At 40.9% G+C, this 16,013-nt stretch carries 18 protein-coding genes; 13 read left to right on the forward strand and 5 right to left on the reverse strand.

From position 1 onward, the window contains the following. Positions 1-66: 66 nt before the first annotated feature. Positions 67-255 (forward strand): alternative ribosome-rescue factor A, encoded by a 189-nt coding sequence (locus C5N92_RS01520; RefSeq protein ID WP_111749118.1) that lies wholly within the window; start codon positions 67-69, stop codon positions 253-255. 27 nt (positions 256-282) lie between these two features. Here C5N92_RS01520 and ispF read toward each other — a convergent pair whose 3' ends face one another. From ispF to ftsB, 3 genes are read right to left on the reverse strand one after another with little or no spacing between them, the layout of a single operon-like run. Next, entirely contained in the window at positions 283-759 is a 477-nt protein-coding gene (ispF, locus tag C5N92_RS01525; RefSeq protein ID WP_111749119.1) for a 2-C-methyl-D-erythritol 2,4-cyclodiphosphate synthase, read from the reverse strand. A 4-nt stretch (positions 760-763) separates the two neighbouring features. Continuing rightward, positions 764-1,444, reverse strand: coding sequence for a 2-C-methyl-D-erythritol 4-phosphate cytidylyltransferase (gene ispD / locus C5N92_RS01530; protein WP_111749120.1), 681 nt, complete (start codon positions 1,442-1,444; stop codon positions 764-766). Continuing rightward, complete coding sequence (gene ftsB / locus C5N92_RS01535; RefSeq protein WP_111749121.1) at positions 1,444-1,725, reverse strand: cell division protein FtsB; 282 nt, start codon at positions 1,723-1,725, stop codon at positions 1,444-1,446. Before ftsB ends, ispD begins: the two co-directional genes overlap by 1 nt. 179 nt (positions 1,726-1,904) lie before the next feature. On the opposite strand from ftsB, the gene pckA reads away from it, so the two are divergent. Further along, a complete protein-coding gene (gene pckA, locus C5N92_RS01540; protein ID WP_111749122.1) occupies positions 1,905-3,515 on the forward strand; it encodes a phosphoenolpyruvate carboxykinase (ATP) in 1,611 nt (536 codons plus the stop codon). A gap of 115 nt (positions 3,516-3,630) precedes the next feature. Here pckA and C5N92_RS01545 read toward each other — a convergent pair whose 3' ends face one another. Both C5N92_RS01545 and yjgA read right to left on the reverse strand, forming a co-directional pair. After that, a complete protein-coding gene (locus tag C5N92_RS01545) occupies positions 3,631-3,975 on the reverse strand; it encodes a SirB2 family protein (protein WP_111749123.1) in 345 nt (114 codons plus the stop codon). A 7-nt stretch (positions 3,976-3,982) separates the two neighbouring features. Beyond that, a complete protein-coding gene (gene yjgA, locus C5N92_RS01550) occupies positions 3,983-4,516 on the reverse strand; it encodes a ribosome biogenesis factor YjgA (protein WP_111749124.1) in 534 nt (177 codons plus the stop codon). 131 nt (positions 4,517-4,647) lie between these two features. Between yjgA and pmbA the strand changes: the two genes are divergently transcribed. The 11 genes from pmbA to lacD all read left to right on the forward strand — a co-directional run bounded on the left by pmbA (position 4,648) and on the right by lacD (position 16,003). Next, on the forward strand, positions 4,648-5,997 hold the full coding sequence (gene pmbA, locus C5N92_RS01555; protein ID WP_111749125.1) for a metalloprotease PmbA: 1,350 nt from the start codon (positions 4,648-4,650) through the stop codon (positions 5,995-5,997). A gap of 322 nt (positions 5,998-6,319) precedes the next feature. Further along, the gene (gene agaR / locus C5N92_RS01560) at positions 6,320-7,081 is read left to right on the forward strand and encodes a transcriptional repressor AgaR (protein WP_111749126.1); all 762 of its coding nucleotides are present in this window, start codon (positions 6,320-6,322) and stop codon (positions 7,079-7,081) included. A 69-nt stretch (positions 7,082-7,150) separates the two neighbouring features. Further along, positions 7,151-8,284 (forward strand): SIS domain-containing protein, encoded by a 1,134-nt coding sequence (locus C5N92_RS01565; RefSeq protein ID WP_111749127.1) that lies wholly within the window; start codon positions 7,151-7,153, stop codon positions 8,282-8,284. An 18-nt stretch (positions 8,285-8,302) separates the two neighbouring features. Next, entirely contained in the window at positions 8,303-8,776 is a 474-nt protein-coding gene (locus tag C5N92_RS01570) for a PTS sugar transporter subunit IIB (protein ID WP_111749128.1), read from the forward strand. Between the two features lie 13 nt (positions 8,777-8,789). Then, positions 8,790-9,665 carry a PTS mannose/fructose/sorbose/N-acetylgalactosamine transporter subunit IIC gene (locus tag C5N92_RS01575; protein WP_111749129.1) on the forward strand — a complete coding sequence of 292 codons (876 nt, stop codon included), beginning with the start codon at positions 8,790-8,792 and terminating at the stop codon, positions 9,663-9,665. After that, on the forward strand, positions 9,652-10,488 hold the full coding sequence (locus C5N92_RS01580; RefSeq protein WP_111749130.1) for a PTS system mannose/fructose/sorbose family transporter subunit IID: 837 nt from the start codon (positions 9,652-9,654) through the stop codon (positions 10,486-10,488). Before C5N92_RS01575 ends, C5N92_RS01580 begins: the two co-directional genes overlap by 14 nt. A 155-nt stretch (positions 10,489-10,643) precedes the next feature. Next, a complete protein-coding gene (locus C5N92_RS01585; RefSeq protein WP_111749131.1) occupies positions 10,644-11,930 on the forward strand; it encodes a histidine-type phosphatase in 1,287 nt (428 codons plus the stop codon). A 95-nt stretch (positions 11,931-12,025) separates the two neighbouring features. After that, positions 12,026-12,619, forward strand: coding sequence for an HAD family hydrolase (locus C5N92_RS01590; protein ID WP_111749132.1), 594 nt, complete (start codon positions 12,026-12,028; stop codon positions 12,617-12,619). Positions 12,620-12,621: 2 nt separating this feature from the next. Next, positions 12,622-14,412, forward strand: a complete 1,791-nt coding sequence (locus C5N92_RS01595) for a glycoside hydrolase family 35 protein (RefSeq protein ID WP_111749133.1) — start codon at positions 12,622-12,624, stop codon at positions 14,410-14,412. A gap of 251 nt (positions 14,413-14,663) precedes the next feature. Then, positions 14,664-15,050: a PTS sugar transporter subunit IIA gene (locus C5N92_RS01600; protein ID WP_111749134.1), complete on the forward strand. Its 387-nt coding sequence runs from the start codon at positions 14,664-14,666 to the stop codon at positions 15,048-15,050. An 8-nt stretch (positions 15,051-15,058) separates the two neighbouring features. Then, entirely contained in the window at positions 15,059-16,003 is a 945-nt protein-coding gene (gene lacD, locus C5N92_RS01605; RefSeq protein WP_111749135.1) for a tagatose-bisphosphate aldolase, read from the forward strand. Positions 16,004-16,013: the final 10 nt, after the last annotated feature.

Below are 16,013 nucleotides of genomic sequence, written 5' to 3' on the forward strand. Positions count from 1 at the left end.
TAGGTTGAACGGTGCAGATATCATGCCTGATATCTTACAAAGATATTTATATAAGAAGGATAAAAAATGAAAAAACAAATAAAAACAATCAGCTATGCGCATGAGCGTGGTGAAATCCAAGACAGTGCTATAAAAGCTTTGGTGACAGATAAATTATTTCGAAGTCGAGTAGAGCGTAATCGTAAAGGTAAGGGAAGTTATCAACGAAATGCGAAACATCGCAAAGGGGAAAACCCATTTAAAAGTGTTCAATAGAATGTTTTTAAATGGGTTTTTTCTTTGCTATTTTTTGATAAGTAGTGCAACGGCTTCGCAAGCAATGCCTTCACCACGCCCAGTAAATCCGAGCTTTTCTGTGGTTGTCGCTTTCACATTGACTTGAGAAATGTCGCAGTTGAGATCAATAGCGATCGTTTGACGCATTTGATCGATATAAGGGCGCATTTTAGGCGCTTGAGCAATGATAGTGACATCTACATTTCCTACCTTATAGCCAACTTCTTGCACTTGACGATAAGCTTCAATTAATAGTTTTCGGCTATCGGCATTTTTATACTGCATATCGGTATCAGGAAAGAGTTTGCCAATATCACCTAAAGCGACAGCACCAAGTAGCGCATCGGTTAAGGCGTGTAATGCAACATCCCCATCGCTGTGTGCGATAAAGCCTGTATGATATGGCACAGCAACACCACAAATCATTAACGGACGATCTTGCCCGAATGCATGAACATCAAAACCGTGTCCAATTCGAATCATGTTTTTATCCTCGTGTTAAATAAAATTCGGCAAGAGCCAAGTCTTCGGGGCGAGTAACTTTAATATTGTCACTACGTCCATTGACTAGCTGTGGATGAAACCCAGCAAATTCCATGGCAGACGCTTCATCAGTTACATTTAAACCTTTATCAAAGGCGGATTGTAACGCCTGTTGAAGTTGGGCTGTTGGGAAAAATTGTGGAGTTAATGCATGCCACAATGTTGAACGATCTTCAGTATGCGAAATTTGAGTGCCTGTTGCACGCTTCATGGTATCAATAGCTGGAGTGGCTAAAATAGCACCATGCTCATCAGTAATTTGCAAAATATTATCTAAATCTGACCGCTTAAGACAAGGTCTAGCAGCATCATGTACTAATACCCAAGAAGATTTATCTTTAATGGCATTGAGTGCATTAAATACGGAATGAGCTCGAGTTTCTCCACCAAAAACGATCTGAATTTTAGGCGATTTGAGTAATGCAATATCCCGATAATATTCATCATTTTTTGATACGGCGACAATAATTTGATTGATAGTGGGGTGATCAATAAAAGTTTGTACTGTATGCTCTAGTAAAGTTTTACCTAATAACATTAAGTATTGTTTAGGCACTGAGACATTCATTCGGCTCCCTATGCCTGATGCAGGGATGATTGCAATAATATTTCTATTCGTATTCATTAACGTTGTTCTCTCGGGACAATACGATAGAAAACTTCATCGGGCTTGACCATTTCACGATCTAACCTAGCTCTTTCTTCTAGTGCATTGACACCATTCTTTAAGTCTTCAATTTCTGCTTGTATAAGCTGATTACGGGCAATGAGTTTTTCATTATCTTCTTTGAGTATTGCTACATTATTTTCAATTTGTTGATAGTCGAGTAAACCATTTTGTCCGAACCAAAAGAAGTATTGAAATATTGCAAGGATCAATGCAAGTGAAACAATTAATAATCTCATAGTGATTTCCTATAAAAAGACAATGCTATTGTACAACGAAATATCGAAAAACTTATCTAGATCAAAAAAAATGTTTATAAATTCTTAAAAATTTGAAGTATGTAACATTTTTTTTTGGAGAAACGCTCTATAATTTGCATAGTTTTTAATTTTAATCTTTATTCATATGAGGTGATTCTATGTTAAATCGAGTTGAACAAGAGCTTGCACTTTTAGGCATTACCAATGTAAAAGAGATTGTTTATAACCCAAGTTATGAACAGCTTTTTGAAGAAGAGATGAAACCTGAATTGCAAGGGTACGAGAAAGGTCGTTTAACGACTTCAGGTGCGGTTGCTGTAGATACTGGGATCTTTACTGGTCGTTCACCGAAAGACAAATTCATCGTTTTAGATGAAAACACCAAAGACACTGTTTGGTGGACAAGTGACGAAGTGAAAAACGATAACAAACCAATGAGCCAATCAACTTGGCAAAGCATCAAAGAGCTTGTCACTAATCAATTGTCTAACAAACGCTTATTTGTTATTGACGCATTCTGCGGTGCAAACCCAGACAGCCGTGTTGCCGTGCGTATTGTAACAGAAGTAGCGTGGCAAGCACACTTTGTGAAAAATATGTTTATTCGCCCAAGCGAAGCAGAATTAGCCAACTTCACCCCAGATTTCGTGGTAATGAACGGCTCTAAAGTCACCAACCCGAACTGGAAAGAGCAAGGCTTAAATTCTGAAAACTTTGTGGCATTCAACATCACAGAAAAAATCCAATTAATCGGCGGTACTTGGTACGGCGGTGAGATGAAAAAAGGCTTATTCTCACTAATGAACTACTGGTTACCATTAAAAGGCATTGCGTCAATGCACTGTTCTGCAAACGTAGGTGAAGACGGCGATGTTGCAGTATTCTTCGGTTTATCAGGCACAGGTAAAACCACACTTTCAACGGATCCAAAACGTAAATTAATCGGTGATGACGAACACGGTTGGGACGATGACGGCGTATTCAACTACGAGGGCGGTTGCTATGCGAAAACCATTAACCTTTCAGAAGAAAACGAGCCAGATATCTATCGTGCAATCAAACGTGATGCGTTATTAGAAAACGTAGTAGTACGTGAAGATGGTTCTATCGACTTCGCAGACGGTTCAAAAACCGAAAATACCCGTGTTTCTTACCCAATTTATCACATTGACAACATTGTTGAACCAGTCTCAAAAGCAGGTCACGCAACCAAAGTGATCTTCTTAACCGCAGACGCATTCGGTGTGTTACCACCTGTTTCTAAATTAACGCCAGAGCAAACCAAATACTACTTCTTATCTGGTTTCACAGCGAAATTAGCAGGCACAGAGCGTGGTGTAACTGAGCCAACCCCAACCTTCTCTGCGTGTTTCGGTAAAGCGTTCTTATCACTTCACCCAACACAATATGCAGAAGTATTAGTGAAACGTATGGAAGCATCAGGTGCTCAAGCATACTTAGTAAATACAGGTTGGAACGGTACAGGTAAACGTATCTCAATCAAAGATACGCGTGGTATTATTGATGCAATTTTAGACGGTTCTATCGAAAAAACAGAAACCAAACAGCTTCCAATTTTCGACTTAGCTGTACCAACTTCATTACCAGGCGTAAATCCAGCGATTTTAGACCCGCGTGATACCTACGCAGACAAAGCTCAATGGCAAGCAAAAGCGGAAGATCTTGCAGGTCGTTTCGTGAAAAACTTCGAGCAATATGCAACCAATGACGAGGGCAAAGCATTAGTTGCGGCAGGTCCGAAACTCTAATACTGAGCAGATAGTTAAAAAGGCTAGGTTTAACACCTAGCCTTTTTGTATTAGAAACAACATGTAGGGTGGACATCCTTGCCCACCCTACACAATGTCATATCGCAACATTCTACTATTTTACCGTTGCGACCATCATCACCATCATAAAACTCACCACAGAGAGAATGAAGTGTTTGATAGAAAAACGTTGCCCTTTCTTAAAAGCTTTGGTTGCAAAATAGGTATACATCACTAAGAAGAATAATTTCGCTAAAATCCAAGGCTGAATATCAAGTCCAAAATAGATAAAAATAGTCAAGCCTGTGACAAGCAATAATGTATCTACCGCATGTGGTGCGATTTTTAACACTTTATAAGCTCGCCAATCGACCATTTTTGCAGATAAAATCCCACGAACTAATAATAATGCCAAACTCACATAAGCCAAAACGACGTGTGAATAAAAAAGTACTTCCATATTTGTCCTATTCTTGTTCTACAATCACTGATTTTAGGTATTGAAAAATTTCACGGTAATTTTTCGGTGGTTTATTCGCCTGTTTCTCTTTTTGCGCCATGCGAACTAAATTACGTAAATGTTGACGATCAAGTGTTGGGTATTCATCAACCAAGTTATTGACCGCATTGTCACCTTGCACGATTAAATCATCACGAATTAATTCAAGTTTATGCAATAACGCTTGTTGTTGATTATGGCGATTTTCCACCTTATCTAGCGCTTCTTGAATCGGCTCATGATCGACATTGCGTAATAATTTACCGATGTATTGAATTTGACGACGGCGCGCTTCTAAACGTAAACGTTGTGCGAGTTCAATCGCTTCACGCAAGGTGTCATCAATCGGCATTTTCGCAAGATTGGCTGAATTTAATTCAATCAAACTTGCCCCTAATTTTTTTAAATGTTCCGCATCACGCTTAATTTCACTTTTGCTGACCCAGATAATCTCTTCTTCATTATCTGTCCAATCGATTTCATCACGCTGTTTTCTTGCCATGATTATTCCTTCATCTTAATAAAAATTTGCATAGTCTAGCAGAAATTTCAGGTAGAATGACGAGATTCCATAAAAACAACGTAAATTTGCAAAAAAATGGCGGGATCTCACCGCTTGTAAAAGGAAAAATTATGTCGCTTATCAGCAAAGAAGAACTTCAACAGCAAGAAAAAACATTAAGAGATGCCGTTTCGATGGCACTAGAACTGGCTCAAAAAGCAGGAGCAACGGCAGAAGTGGGTGTAACTAAAGTGGCTGGGCTTTCTGTTTCAACACGTTTAGAGCAGACAGAAAACATTGAATTTAACAATGACGGTTCTTTAGGGATTTCAGTCTATTTAGGCAAGCGTAAAGGCAATGCATCCACATCGGATTTACAGCCAAAATCCATTCAACAAGCGGTCGAATCTGCGTTAGCGATTGCAAAATATACGTCAGAAGATGAATTTGCAGGATTGGCTGATAAAGAGCTGATGGCATTTGATGCGCCCGATCTTGACCTTTATCACCAAGCGGAGATCGATGTCGATCAAGCGGTTGAACTAGCGATTGAAGCAGAGCATTATGCACTAAATAGCGATGAACGTATTGTCAATAGCGATGGCGCAACTTTTAATTCTCACAGTGGCATTCGAGTCTATGGTAATACCCATGGGCTACTACAAAGTTACTTATCGAGCCGTTATTCGCTGTCTTGTAGTGTGATTTCAGCCTGTGAAGATCAGCTAGAGCGTGATTATGAATACACTATCTCTCGTCAATTTGAAAAGTTAGCCGCACCAGAATGGGTGGGTAGACAAGCAGCAATTAAAGCAGTCGATCGCCTAAATCCACAGAAATTAGCAACGTGCGAAGTCCCTGTCATTTTTTATAATGACATTGCAACGGGATTAATGGGGCATTTGGCAGGGGCAATTAGTGGCGGAGCCTTGTATCGTAAAGCTAGTTTTTTACAAGATAAATTGGGTGAACAGATTTTGCCGTCATGGTTTGAATTAACAGAAAAACCTCATCTTTTGCGTCAGTTAGCCTCATCGCCTTTTGATAGCGAAGGCGTTTATACAAGAGATCAGCAAATTATTAAAGATGGTGTACTTCAAACTTATTTATTGACCACCTATAGCGCAAAGAAACTAGGTATGACAACCACGGGACATGCGGGCGGTATTCATAACTGGCTAGTAAAGCCTAATCGGACTGGCGGACTTTCTGCCTTATTAAAAGAGATGGGAACAGGATTACTTGTCACGGAAATGTTAGGCAGTGCGATTAATGGGGTAACAGGGGAGTATTCTCGAGGAGCGGCGGGCTTTTGGGTAGAAAATGGTGAAATTCAATATCCAGTCGCAGAAATTACCATAGCAGGACAGTTGCAAGATATGTTTAAAAATATGGTTGCGGTGGCTGATGATATCGAACATCGTTCAAATATTCAAACAGGCTCTATTCTGCTAGATAAGTTAAAAATTTCTGGTGAATAATATTTTCTTTATGAGATAGATGTTCTTGATCTTTTTTTTGACCATTTAGAATGGTGTTTTATTGACTTTAAAATACATTTATTTACAATGAGCCTTGTTTTGTTAAGGCACTAGCTATAACAAAGCACAGTCGTTAACTAAGAAAATTTTATTCATTTTTCCTTACGCCAAACAGATTACTGTTTGGCTTTTTTATTTTGTAAATTTATGTGATCTTCATCTCATTTTTTAATAATTACGTTTGCTTTCGTTTTTGGGTTTAAATACAATCAATTCGAAAGCAATCGTAGTATGCAGTGGTTGTTTTGATGTAGGAGAGAAAATGAAAAGTAGTGTAGAAAGACGTTCTGATATTTTGGCTTTATTACAGAAAGCGGGGAGTCTTCGTGTTGAAGCGTTATCTCAACATTTTGGGGTTTCTACGGTCACTATCCGTTCAGATCTCAATGTGTTAGAACAACAAGGATACATTACAAGATCCCATGGTTTTGCTGTCTTAAATTCAAGATTGATTGCGGAACTTTCTATTGCTGATAAGCGCAATAATTACCCTGAACTCAAACAACGTATAGGTAAACTTGCAGCCTCTCTTTTGGAAGAAGGAGATAGAGTCATTTTAGATTCTGGTACAACAACGAAAGCAATCGTAAGTCATTTAGGAGAGCTGAATTTAACAGTTTTGACAAATGGGTTAGATGTTGCAATGGAATTAGTTGGTTGCCCGAATGTTGAAGTAAGAATGACTGGTGGTGTGTTACGAAAAAATGCAATGTCTTTTTCAGGTATAATGGCTGACAATAATTTACATTATTATCGCTTTAATAAGGTATTTCTTGGTGTAGATGGTTTTGATTTACACAAAGGTATTACTACATTTAATGAGCAAGAAGCTCACTTAAATCGTTTAATGTGTAATGCAGCTGATCAAGTGATTGTAGTGACTGACTCAAGTAAGTTTGGTCAGTATAGTAATTTCGTTATTTGTGCAGCAAATCAGATTGATGTGTTAGTGACAGATAATAAATTACCATTGAGTTATCAAGAGTATCTTGAAAATATGGGTGTTAAAGTGCTTATTGCGTAATGATTACATAGTCTCTTTCATTTTCTTTCCTTGTAAATAAATTCACTATTTGTTTGTGAGGGAAGTGACATGATTCTCAATATTGCAAATCAAACGCTAGAAAAGAACAACGCATTTTGGACAGCAAAAGAAATTGCTCAACAACCAGCAACATGGCGTGAAACATTTTCTATCGTGAAATCTTCTGATGTAATTTCTTTTGCTCAACCACTTGTTGAACGAGCTAAAAAGGGTGAATTACGTATTATTTTTACAGGTGCTGGCACATCTGCCTTTATTGGAGAAGTTGTCGCACCAATCTTAAGCGAAAAATTAGGCTGTGTGATCGAAGCGATCGCGAGTACAGACCTTGTTTCTAGCCCTTATCAATATTTGTTTGAAGATAAGCCAACATTACTTGTTTCTTTCGGTCGTTCAGGCAACAGCCCTGAAAGTATCGGTGCCGTAGATCGAGTCAATGATATTGTTAAAGAGGCTTATCATTTGGCGATTACCAATAATGTCAATGGGGCATTATTTGTAAAATGTTCACAAAATCCAACCGCTTACGCTTTAGCATTGCCAGATTCAACCCACGATAAAGGTTTTGCAATGACATCAAGTGCTAGCAATATGATGATTGCAGCCTTGCTCTCTCTTGCCCCTAAATCCTTTGATGAAAATTGGGTAGAAAGTTTTGCGACAGTGACGGAACAACTGCTTGAACAGGATTTACTTGAAATCCAACGTTTAGCCCATCTTCCATTAAAACGGATCGTCTATCTTGGTAGTGGACATTTTCAAGGGCTTGCCCGTGAAACATCATTGAAATTGTTAGAGCTGACCGCAGGCGAACGTTTAGGCTTCTTTGAATCTTCCATGGGCTTCCGTCACGGACCAAAATCGCTTGTTCAAAATGAAACCTTAATCTTTATCTTCTTATCTCAACAACCTTATACGGCACAGTACGACCGTGATCTTTATCAAGAATTGGTGAGAGATAAAAAGGCAAAAGAAGTGGTGTTATTGGGTGATACAAGCGGTCCGATTCGTGCAGAAATTTACAAATTAGATGATGCGGCACGTATTTTCCCATTCTTAGTGATTGGGCAGCTCTATTCATTCTATAGTTCACTCTATCTTGGCTATACCACGGATAACCCTTGCCCGACAGGAGAGGTTAATCGTGTGGTACAAGGCGTAACCTTATATCCATACAAATAACAGAAGAAGGAGACCAATATGGCAATTTTAAACGTACGGATTGATGGACGTTTAATCCACGGACAAGTGGCAAATTTATGGACGTCTTATCTCAATATCACACGCATTATGGTTGTGGATGAAACCGCAGCAAATAATGACATTGATAAAGCAGGCTTACGCTTGGCTTGCCCTGCGGGGGTCAATTTAAGCGTTTTGACTGTGGAAAAAGCAGCCACCAACATTAACGAAGGGCGTTATGATTCTCAACGTGTGTTGTTGGTAACAAGAACCCCACAAACCATTTTGCAACTTGTGGAGGCAGGCGTAAATCTGCCAGAAGTAAATGCAGGGAATATGCCTAAAACGGATCTAACACGCCCTATCAGAAAAACAGTCCACGTGACTGAAGATGATGTGGAAGTGTTTAGAAAACTTTCTGAAAGAGGCGTGAAGCTTACCGCACAGCTTGTGCCAAATGAAGAAAAAGTCGATTTAATGAAACTTTTATAGAGGAGTAACGATTATGATCGAATGGTGGCAAATACTTTTGATAACGCTCTATGCGTTCTATCAAATCCTAGATGAAATCACGATTGTATCTAGTGCTGGTTCACCTGTGTTTGCAGGCTTTATCACAGGTTTAATTATGGGCGATTTAACAACAGGCTTGTTAATCGGTGGTTCAATGCAATTAACTATCCTTGGGGTAGGTACTTTCGGTGGTGCATCTCGTATTGATGCGAACTCTGGTACTGTAATTGCAACGGCATTCTCTGTGTCAGCAGGAATGGATCCGCAGTTAGCCTTAACCACCCTTGCCGTGCCAATTGCAGCCTTAATGGTTTATACCGATATTTTAGCGAGAATGTCTAACGTCTTCTTCGCTCACCGTATCGACAAAAACATTCAAGACCACGCTTACAGTGCAATTACCGTGAACTATCTCTGCGGTGCAATCGCTTGGGGTCTTTCTCGTGCATTGCCAATCTTCTTAGCGTTAGTCTTCGGTGGCCCATTTGTGGCAAGCCTTGCAGAAGCAATGCAAACAGGCTTCTTGAAAATTATCGCAGACGGCTTAACCCTTGCAGGTGGCGTATTACCAGCGTTAGGTTTCGCAATCTTACTTCGTTACTTACCGACAAAACGTCATATTGCTTACTTAATCCTTGCGTTCTCACTTACCGCAATCTTCATTACCCTATTCGGTAACATCAATGCGGTTGGTGCATCAACAGGTGTAAGCAACTCAATTAGCAGCGTACCAATGCTTGCAATGGCAGCTATCGGTTTTGCATTCGCCTACATTGTTTACCAACGTAGCGTAGAAGGTGGCTCAGCCCCAGTTGCAAAACAAAATACCACTTCTGCAAAAGGAGAAATTGAAGATGACGAACTCTAATCAACAAGTTGGAAACCCAAAAGGCTACAAATTAACTGATGCCGACTTCCGCCAAATTAACATTCGTAACTTATTCTTCAACCAAGTTGGTTGGAACTACGAACGTATGCAAGGTTCTGGTTACTTATGGATTTTATTACCACAACTTCGCAAAATGTATGGTGATAACACCCCAGAATTACAAAAAATGATGGTGATGCACAACCAATTCTTCAACACCAGCCCATTCTTTAACACCATTGTTAAAGGTATCGACTTGGCACTTGAAGAAAAACAAGGGGTAAAATCTCTTGAAGCCGTTGCAGGTATCAAATCAGGTTTAATGGGGCCATTCGCCGCTATCGGTGATGCCTTATTCGGCTCACTCGTCCCAGCGATTATGGGTGCAATCGCCGCAACAATGGCGGTAAACGGCAATCCACTCGGCGTAGGCTTATGGGTCGCAGTCGCTATCGCTACAATGGTATTCCGTTGGGTACAACTCAAAATCGCTTATCGTGAAGGGGTAAACCTTGTCACCAACCTAAGCCACCGCTTGAACGCCTTAACTAACGCTGCAACAGTGTTAGGGGTATTCGTAGTCGGGGTGATGTGTGCAACGATGGTGAACGTCAAAGTACCGTTTGTTGCCACCATTGGTGAGAAAGTTGTGTCCGCCCAAGCGAACTTAGACTTAATCTTACCAAGATTAGTCCCAGCGTTAGTGGTCTTCTTCATCTACTGGTTACTCGGCAGACCGAAAATGAACTCTAACAAAGCGATTATGATCATCATCGCACTCTGTATCTTGCTCTCTTGGGCTGGATTGTTGGCGAAAGGTTAATATGAATGGGACACGAAGCGTCGTGTCCCTACAATCGTTTTTCCCGTAAATTTTATGTTTAAGGTTATTGTAGGGACGCCACGCTTGGCGTCTCCAACGATAACATCTCATTTAAAAATTGTAACGTCTTCATTTTCTCAATGTAAGGATAGATTATGAAAAAATTATCAATGATTTCTTTAGCATTATTAATGGGATTAAGCACAAATACATTTGCATCAAATCCAGTACAAACTTTGTCAGAAAAAGGGTATGAATTAAACGAAGTGGTTGTTTTAAGTCGCCATAACATTCGAGCACCACTATCAGGCAAAGATAGCGTTTTAGGAAAAGCAACTACACATCAATGGATTAATTGGAGTGCAAACCCAAGCGAATTAACTTCACGAGGCGGTGTGCTTGAAAGCATTATGGGGCAGTATTTCCGTAAATGGTTAGAGAAAGAGGGCTTACTAAAAGAGAATGGCTGTTTAAATCGCGATGAATTAAATATCTATGCAAATAGTATGCAACGAACTATTGCAACAGCAGAGTATTTTAAATCAGGTTTCTTACCTACTTGTGGTGTTGAAATATCACATCGTTTCTTACCAAGCAAAATGGATCCAATTTTCTTCCCACGCCTAACAAAACTTACCCCTGAATTTCAAGAACAAGCAATGAAAGAAATTAATGCAATGGGTGGAAAAACTAGTTTAAAAGAATTAACGGAAAGTTTGAAACCGTCTTTTGAATTAATTGAAAAAGTGATGAATATGGAAAATTCTGTTGCTTGTAAAGAAGAAAAAACCTGTAAGTTAGATGATTTTGATACCAAAATGCTTTTTGTACAGGGTGCAGAGCCAAATTTATCAGGATCATTAAAACTGGCAACTCGTATAGCAGATGCTTTAGTACTCCAATACTTTGAAGAGCCTAATGATAAAATTGCAGGATTTGGACAAGCTCTTTCTACGGAAGAATGGGAGAAAATTTCCCGTGTTAAAGATGTTTATGGTGACGTACTCTTTACTGCCCCAACCGTAGCAGCGAATGTGGCTCACCCACTACTTGTTTATATTCGTGATGAATTGAATGCCAAAGATCGCAAATTTACTTATCTTGTTGGACACGATTCGAATATCGGTTCTGTCACAAGTGCTTTAGGTGTAGAGGAGTATTCCTTACCAAATACCATTGAAAAGAAAACACCAATCGGCTCTAAATTGCTGTTTGAAAAATGGGTAAACAAGGAAACGAAAAAAGAGTATGTAGCTCTAAACATTATGTATCAAAGCACGGAGCAACTCAGAAATATGAGCTTAGTTGATTTGAAAAATCCGCCGATAATTTATTCCTTAAAATTCTCAGGGTTAAAACCAAATGAACACGGCTTATATGATTTTTCGGAAGTGAACACACGTTTTAAAGACGTGATTTCAAAATATGAAGCAATCAAATAGTTAAGTGAAAAATGGTGGGGACACTATGTTTGGTGTTCCTACCGTATTAAAGCGGTCAGATCCGCTCCAAACTTTACACCTAGAGGTAAAACCTAATGAAAGTTCTCTATATTTTCGATTTTGACGGCACGCTTGCCGACACACTTCCATTAGCTTTTATGTGCTTTAGAGAAACCTTTTTGAAATTTAATGGCGAACTGTTAAATAACGCTGAAATTGAACAACATTTTGGCGGTTCAGAACAGGCGATTATTGAAAAAGTCGTTAAAGGCAGCCAAGAGCAGAAGCAACAAGCGGTCGAATTTTTCTATCAACTTTACCAAACCAACCATTCGTTGTATGCACAATGTCCTGACAAAATTCGCACAATGCTTGCAAAACTCAAACAGCAAGACAAAAAAATTGCGGTTTTTACGGGCAAGGGCAGACGTAGCCTTGACTATTCGCTTAGTGCATTAGGTTTAACAGATTGTTTTGATTTAACTATCAGCGATGATGATATTGCTCATTCCAAACCAGCCCCTGACGGCTTGTTGAAGATTTTGGCTCACTTTGCGTTAGAGCCAACGCAAGCGATCTATTTCGGCGATAGCGATGCCGACCTGATTTCAGGGCAAGGGGCAGGGGTCGAGACCCACAAAATTGAATGGATCAGCAATCCCGATTCGCCAGTCGTTTTAAAGGAGTAATTATGCCTTTCCAAATCGGTGAAAAAGAATTTTTGCTACACGGCAAACCATTTAAAATTTTATCGGGTGCAGTGCATTATTTCCGCATTGTGCCTGAATACTGGTACAAAACCCTTTACAATCTCAAGGCAATGGGCTGCAATACCGTTGAAACCTATGTGCCGTGGAACTTACACCAACCACAGCCCGACAAATTTAACTTCAGCAAGCGGGCAGATTTAGTCAAATTTTTGCAAACGGCGAAAGATCTCGGCTTATACGTTATTCTTCGCCCAACGCCTTATATCTGTGCCGAATGGGAATTTGGCGGCTTACCGGCGTGGTTGCTCAACATTCCAAACATTCGCCTACGCCAAAACGATCCGCTGTTTATTGCGGAAATCGACCGCTATTTTCAAGAACTCTTGCCACGAGTTGCCCCGTATCAAATTACGCAAGGCGGTAACATTTTGATGATGCAGATCGAAAATGAATACGGCTCATTTGGCAACGATAAAAATTATTTACGAGCCATTCGAGCGTTGATGTTAATTCACGGCGTAAACGTACCGCTTTTCACATCGGACGGTGCGTGGCAAAACGCCTTAGAAGCCGGGGCATTGATTGAAGACGATATTTTGCCAACGGGCAATTTTGGCTCTCGTTCCAACGAAAATTTAGACGAATTGCAACGCTATATCGACAATCACGGCAAATCTTACCCTTTGATGTGTATGGAATTTTGGGACGGCTGGTTTAACCGCTGGAAAGAGCCTGTGATCCGCCGTGATGCTCAAGACCTAGCGGATTGCACCAAAGAGCTGTTAGAGCGAGCCAGTATCAACTTCTATATGTTTCAAGGCGGTACAAACTTCGGCTTTTGGAACGGCTGTTCCGCACGGCTAGACACCGACTTACCGCAAGTAACCAGTTACGACTACGATGCCCCTGTTCACGAATGGGGTGAGCCGTCAGAGAAATTCTATCTGTTGCAAAAAGTGTTAGGGCAATACCCTGATGCCAGCCCGATAGTCGAGCCGATTTTGCCAAAAATCACCGCTTACCCACCGCTTGCGGTGCAAAATGAAGTGTCGCTGTTCAACACCCTTGAGCCAATCAGCGACCGCTTCGACAGCCCATTTACACAAACAATGGAGCAACTCGGGCATTATTACGGCTATGTTCTTTATCGAGCCAAACCGACCGCTTACAGCGATGAAATCAAGCTGAGAATTTATCAAGGCAGAGACCGTATTCAGATTTTCAACGACCAACAAAAAGTCGCCACCCAGTATCAGCACGAAATCGGCAACGAAGTGATGTTACAAACGCCAAATGGTGCGTTCCAACTGGATTTACTCGTAGAAAATATGGGACGGGTCAATTACGGCGGCAAACTGCTTGCCCCAACCCAACGCAAAGGGATCGGTGCTGGAGCAGTGTTAGATCTGCATTTCCACACAGGTTGGGAGCAATACGCCATTGATTTCAACCGTTTAGATGAGATCGACTTTGACGGTGAAGCCGACCACAACTCCCCGTCTTTCTATCAATTCAAGCTCACTCTTGATGACGAACCGCAAGACACCTTTATCGACACCAGCACACTCGGCAAAGGCGTGATTGTGGTCAATGGCGAAAATCTAGGACGCTACTGGAACGAAGGTCCGACTTGCTATCTCTATCTTCCAGCTCCATTGCTACGCAAAGGCGAGAACAACATCATTGTGTTTGAAACCGAAGGGGTGAAGATTGACGAATTAAGATTTAGCGACAAGCCGATTTATAAGGAATTGAATACGAAGAATTTGTAAATGAACATATAACTCATTGATTTGAAATCATTCTCTTCCCCCGTTTACGGGGGAAGGTGCCGAAGGCGGAAGGGGGGATTGCAAACGAAGTTTGCAACATTTTAGCGATGTTTAACCGCTTGTAGCTTGTTTTTCAGCCCTTCTCAGCCTTCGGCAGCTCCCCCCGCAAGCAGGGGGAGCGAATGCATATAGAAGATTATTCAACATTTGAGTAAACAAAAAAATTCAAAAACTACCAAAGGAGCAAAACTATGAGCTTAATTTTAATCAGCCACGGCGAATTTGCCGAAGGCTTGCTAGAAACCGCCGAGATGATTTTAGGCAAAATCGACAACGCCCAAACCGTTTGCTTATATCCACACGAAGGCAGTGAAGATTTCCAAACCAAATTTGAACAAGCCCTTGCCAATGCAAGCGGTGAGATTGTGGTATTTTGCGACATAATGGGCGGCACGCCGTGCAATGTGGCAATGCGTTACTTGCCAAAATTGGCAGGCTTATACAGCGGAATGAACTTGCCGATGGTGATTAGCTATGTGAGCGAAGAAGGCACAGACGGCTTAATTGAAAATGCCAAAGAGCAAATTCACGATGTCGGTCAGCAATTAAAAAACTTAGCGTTAGGCGATGATGAATAGGAGTATGTATGTCTAAACAAGATCTAATGAAAAAACTTTGCACCAAAGAGGGCATTATTGCCGCTCTTGCGATTGACCAACGTGGTGCGTTACGAAGAATGATGGGCGATGATATTACCGCACAGCAAGTGAGCGAATTTAAAACCTTGATTTCTCAAGAACTTACGCCTTATGCGTCATCTATTTTGCTCGACCCTGAATTTGGCTGGGCAGCGTCCGCAAAACGTGATGAAAACTGCGGTTTAATTATGGCGTATGAAAAAACAGGCTACGACAAAACCGCTGTTGGACGTTTCCCTGATTTGATTGACGATGTGTCCGTTTATCGCCTGAAAGAAAAAGGGGCGGAAGCGGTTAAATTGTTGATCTATTTTGATATTGACGAACCGCACGCAATCAACGACCGCAAAGCTGCTTTTGTGGAACGTGTTGCGTCAGAATGTAACGCAGAGCAGATCCCACTGTTCTTAGAAATTCTCACTTATGACGGCTCAAACGAAGAAAAAGTGTACAACGCTAAAGTCAAACCACGCAAAGTGATCGAAGCGATGAAATTCTTTGCGGACAAACGTTTTGGCGTGGACGTGTTGAAAGTCGAAGTGCCTGTGGTGATGAGCTATGTAGAAGGTTTTGCTGAGGGCGAAGTACTTTACAGCCAAGCAGAAGCGGCAGCATTCTTCAAAGAGCAGAGCGAAGCCACAGATTTACCGTTTATCTTCCTAAGTGCAGGCGTATCTGCCAAACTGTTCCAACAAACCCTTGAATTTGCTCACCAAGCAGGCAGCCAATTTAACGGCGTACTTTGCGGACGTGCCACTTGGGCAGGCGGTGCTGATGCCTATAAAGCTGAGGGCGTTGAAGCCGCACGCCAATGGCTCAAAACACAGGGTAAACAAAATATCAGTGAGTTGTTGGAAGTGTTAGAGCGAACAGCGACACCAATTAAGTTGTAGAAATTGATTT

This window comes from Glaesserella australis, from assembly GCF_003260095.1.
GTDB lineage: Bacteria > Pseudomonadota > Gammaproteobacteria > Enterobacterales > Pasteurellaceae > Glaesserella > Glaesserella australis.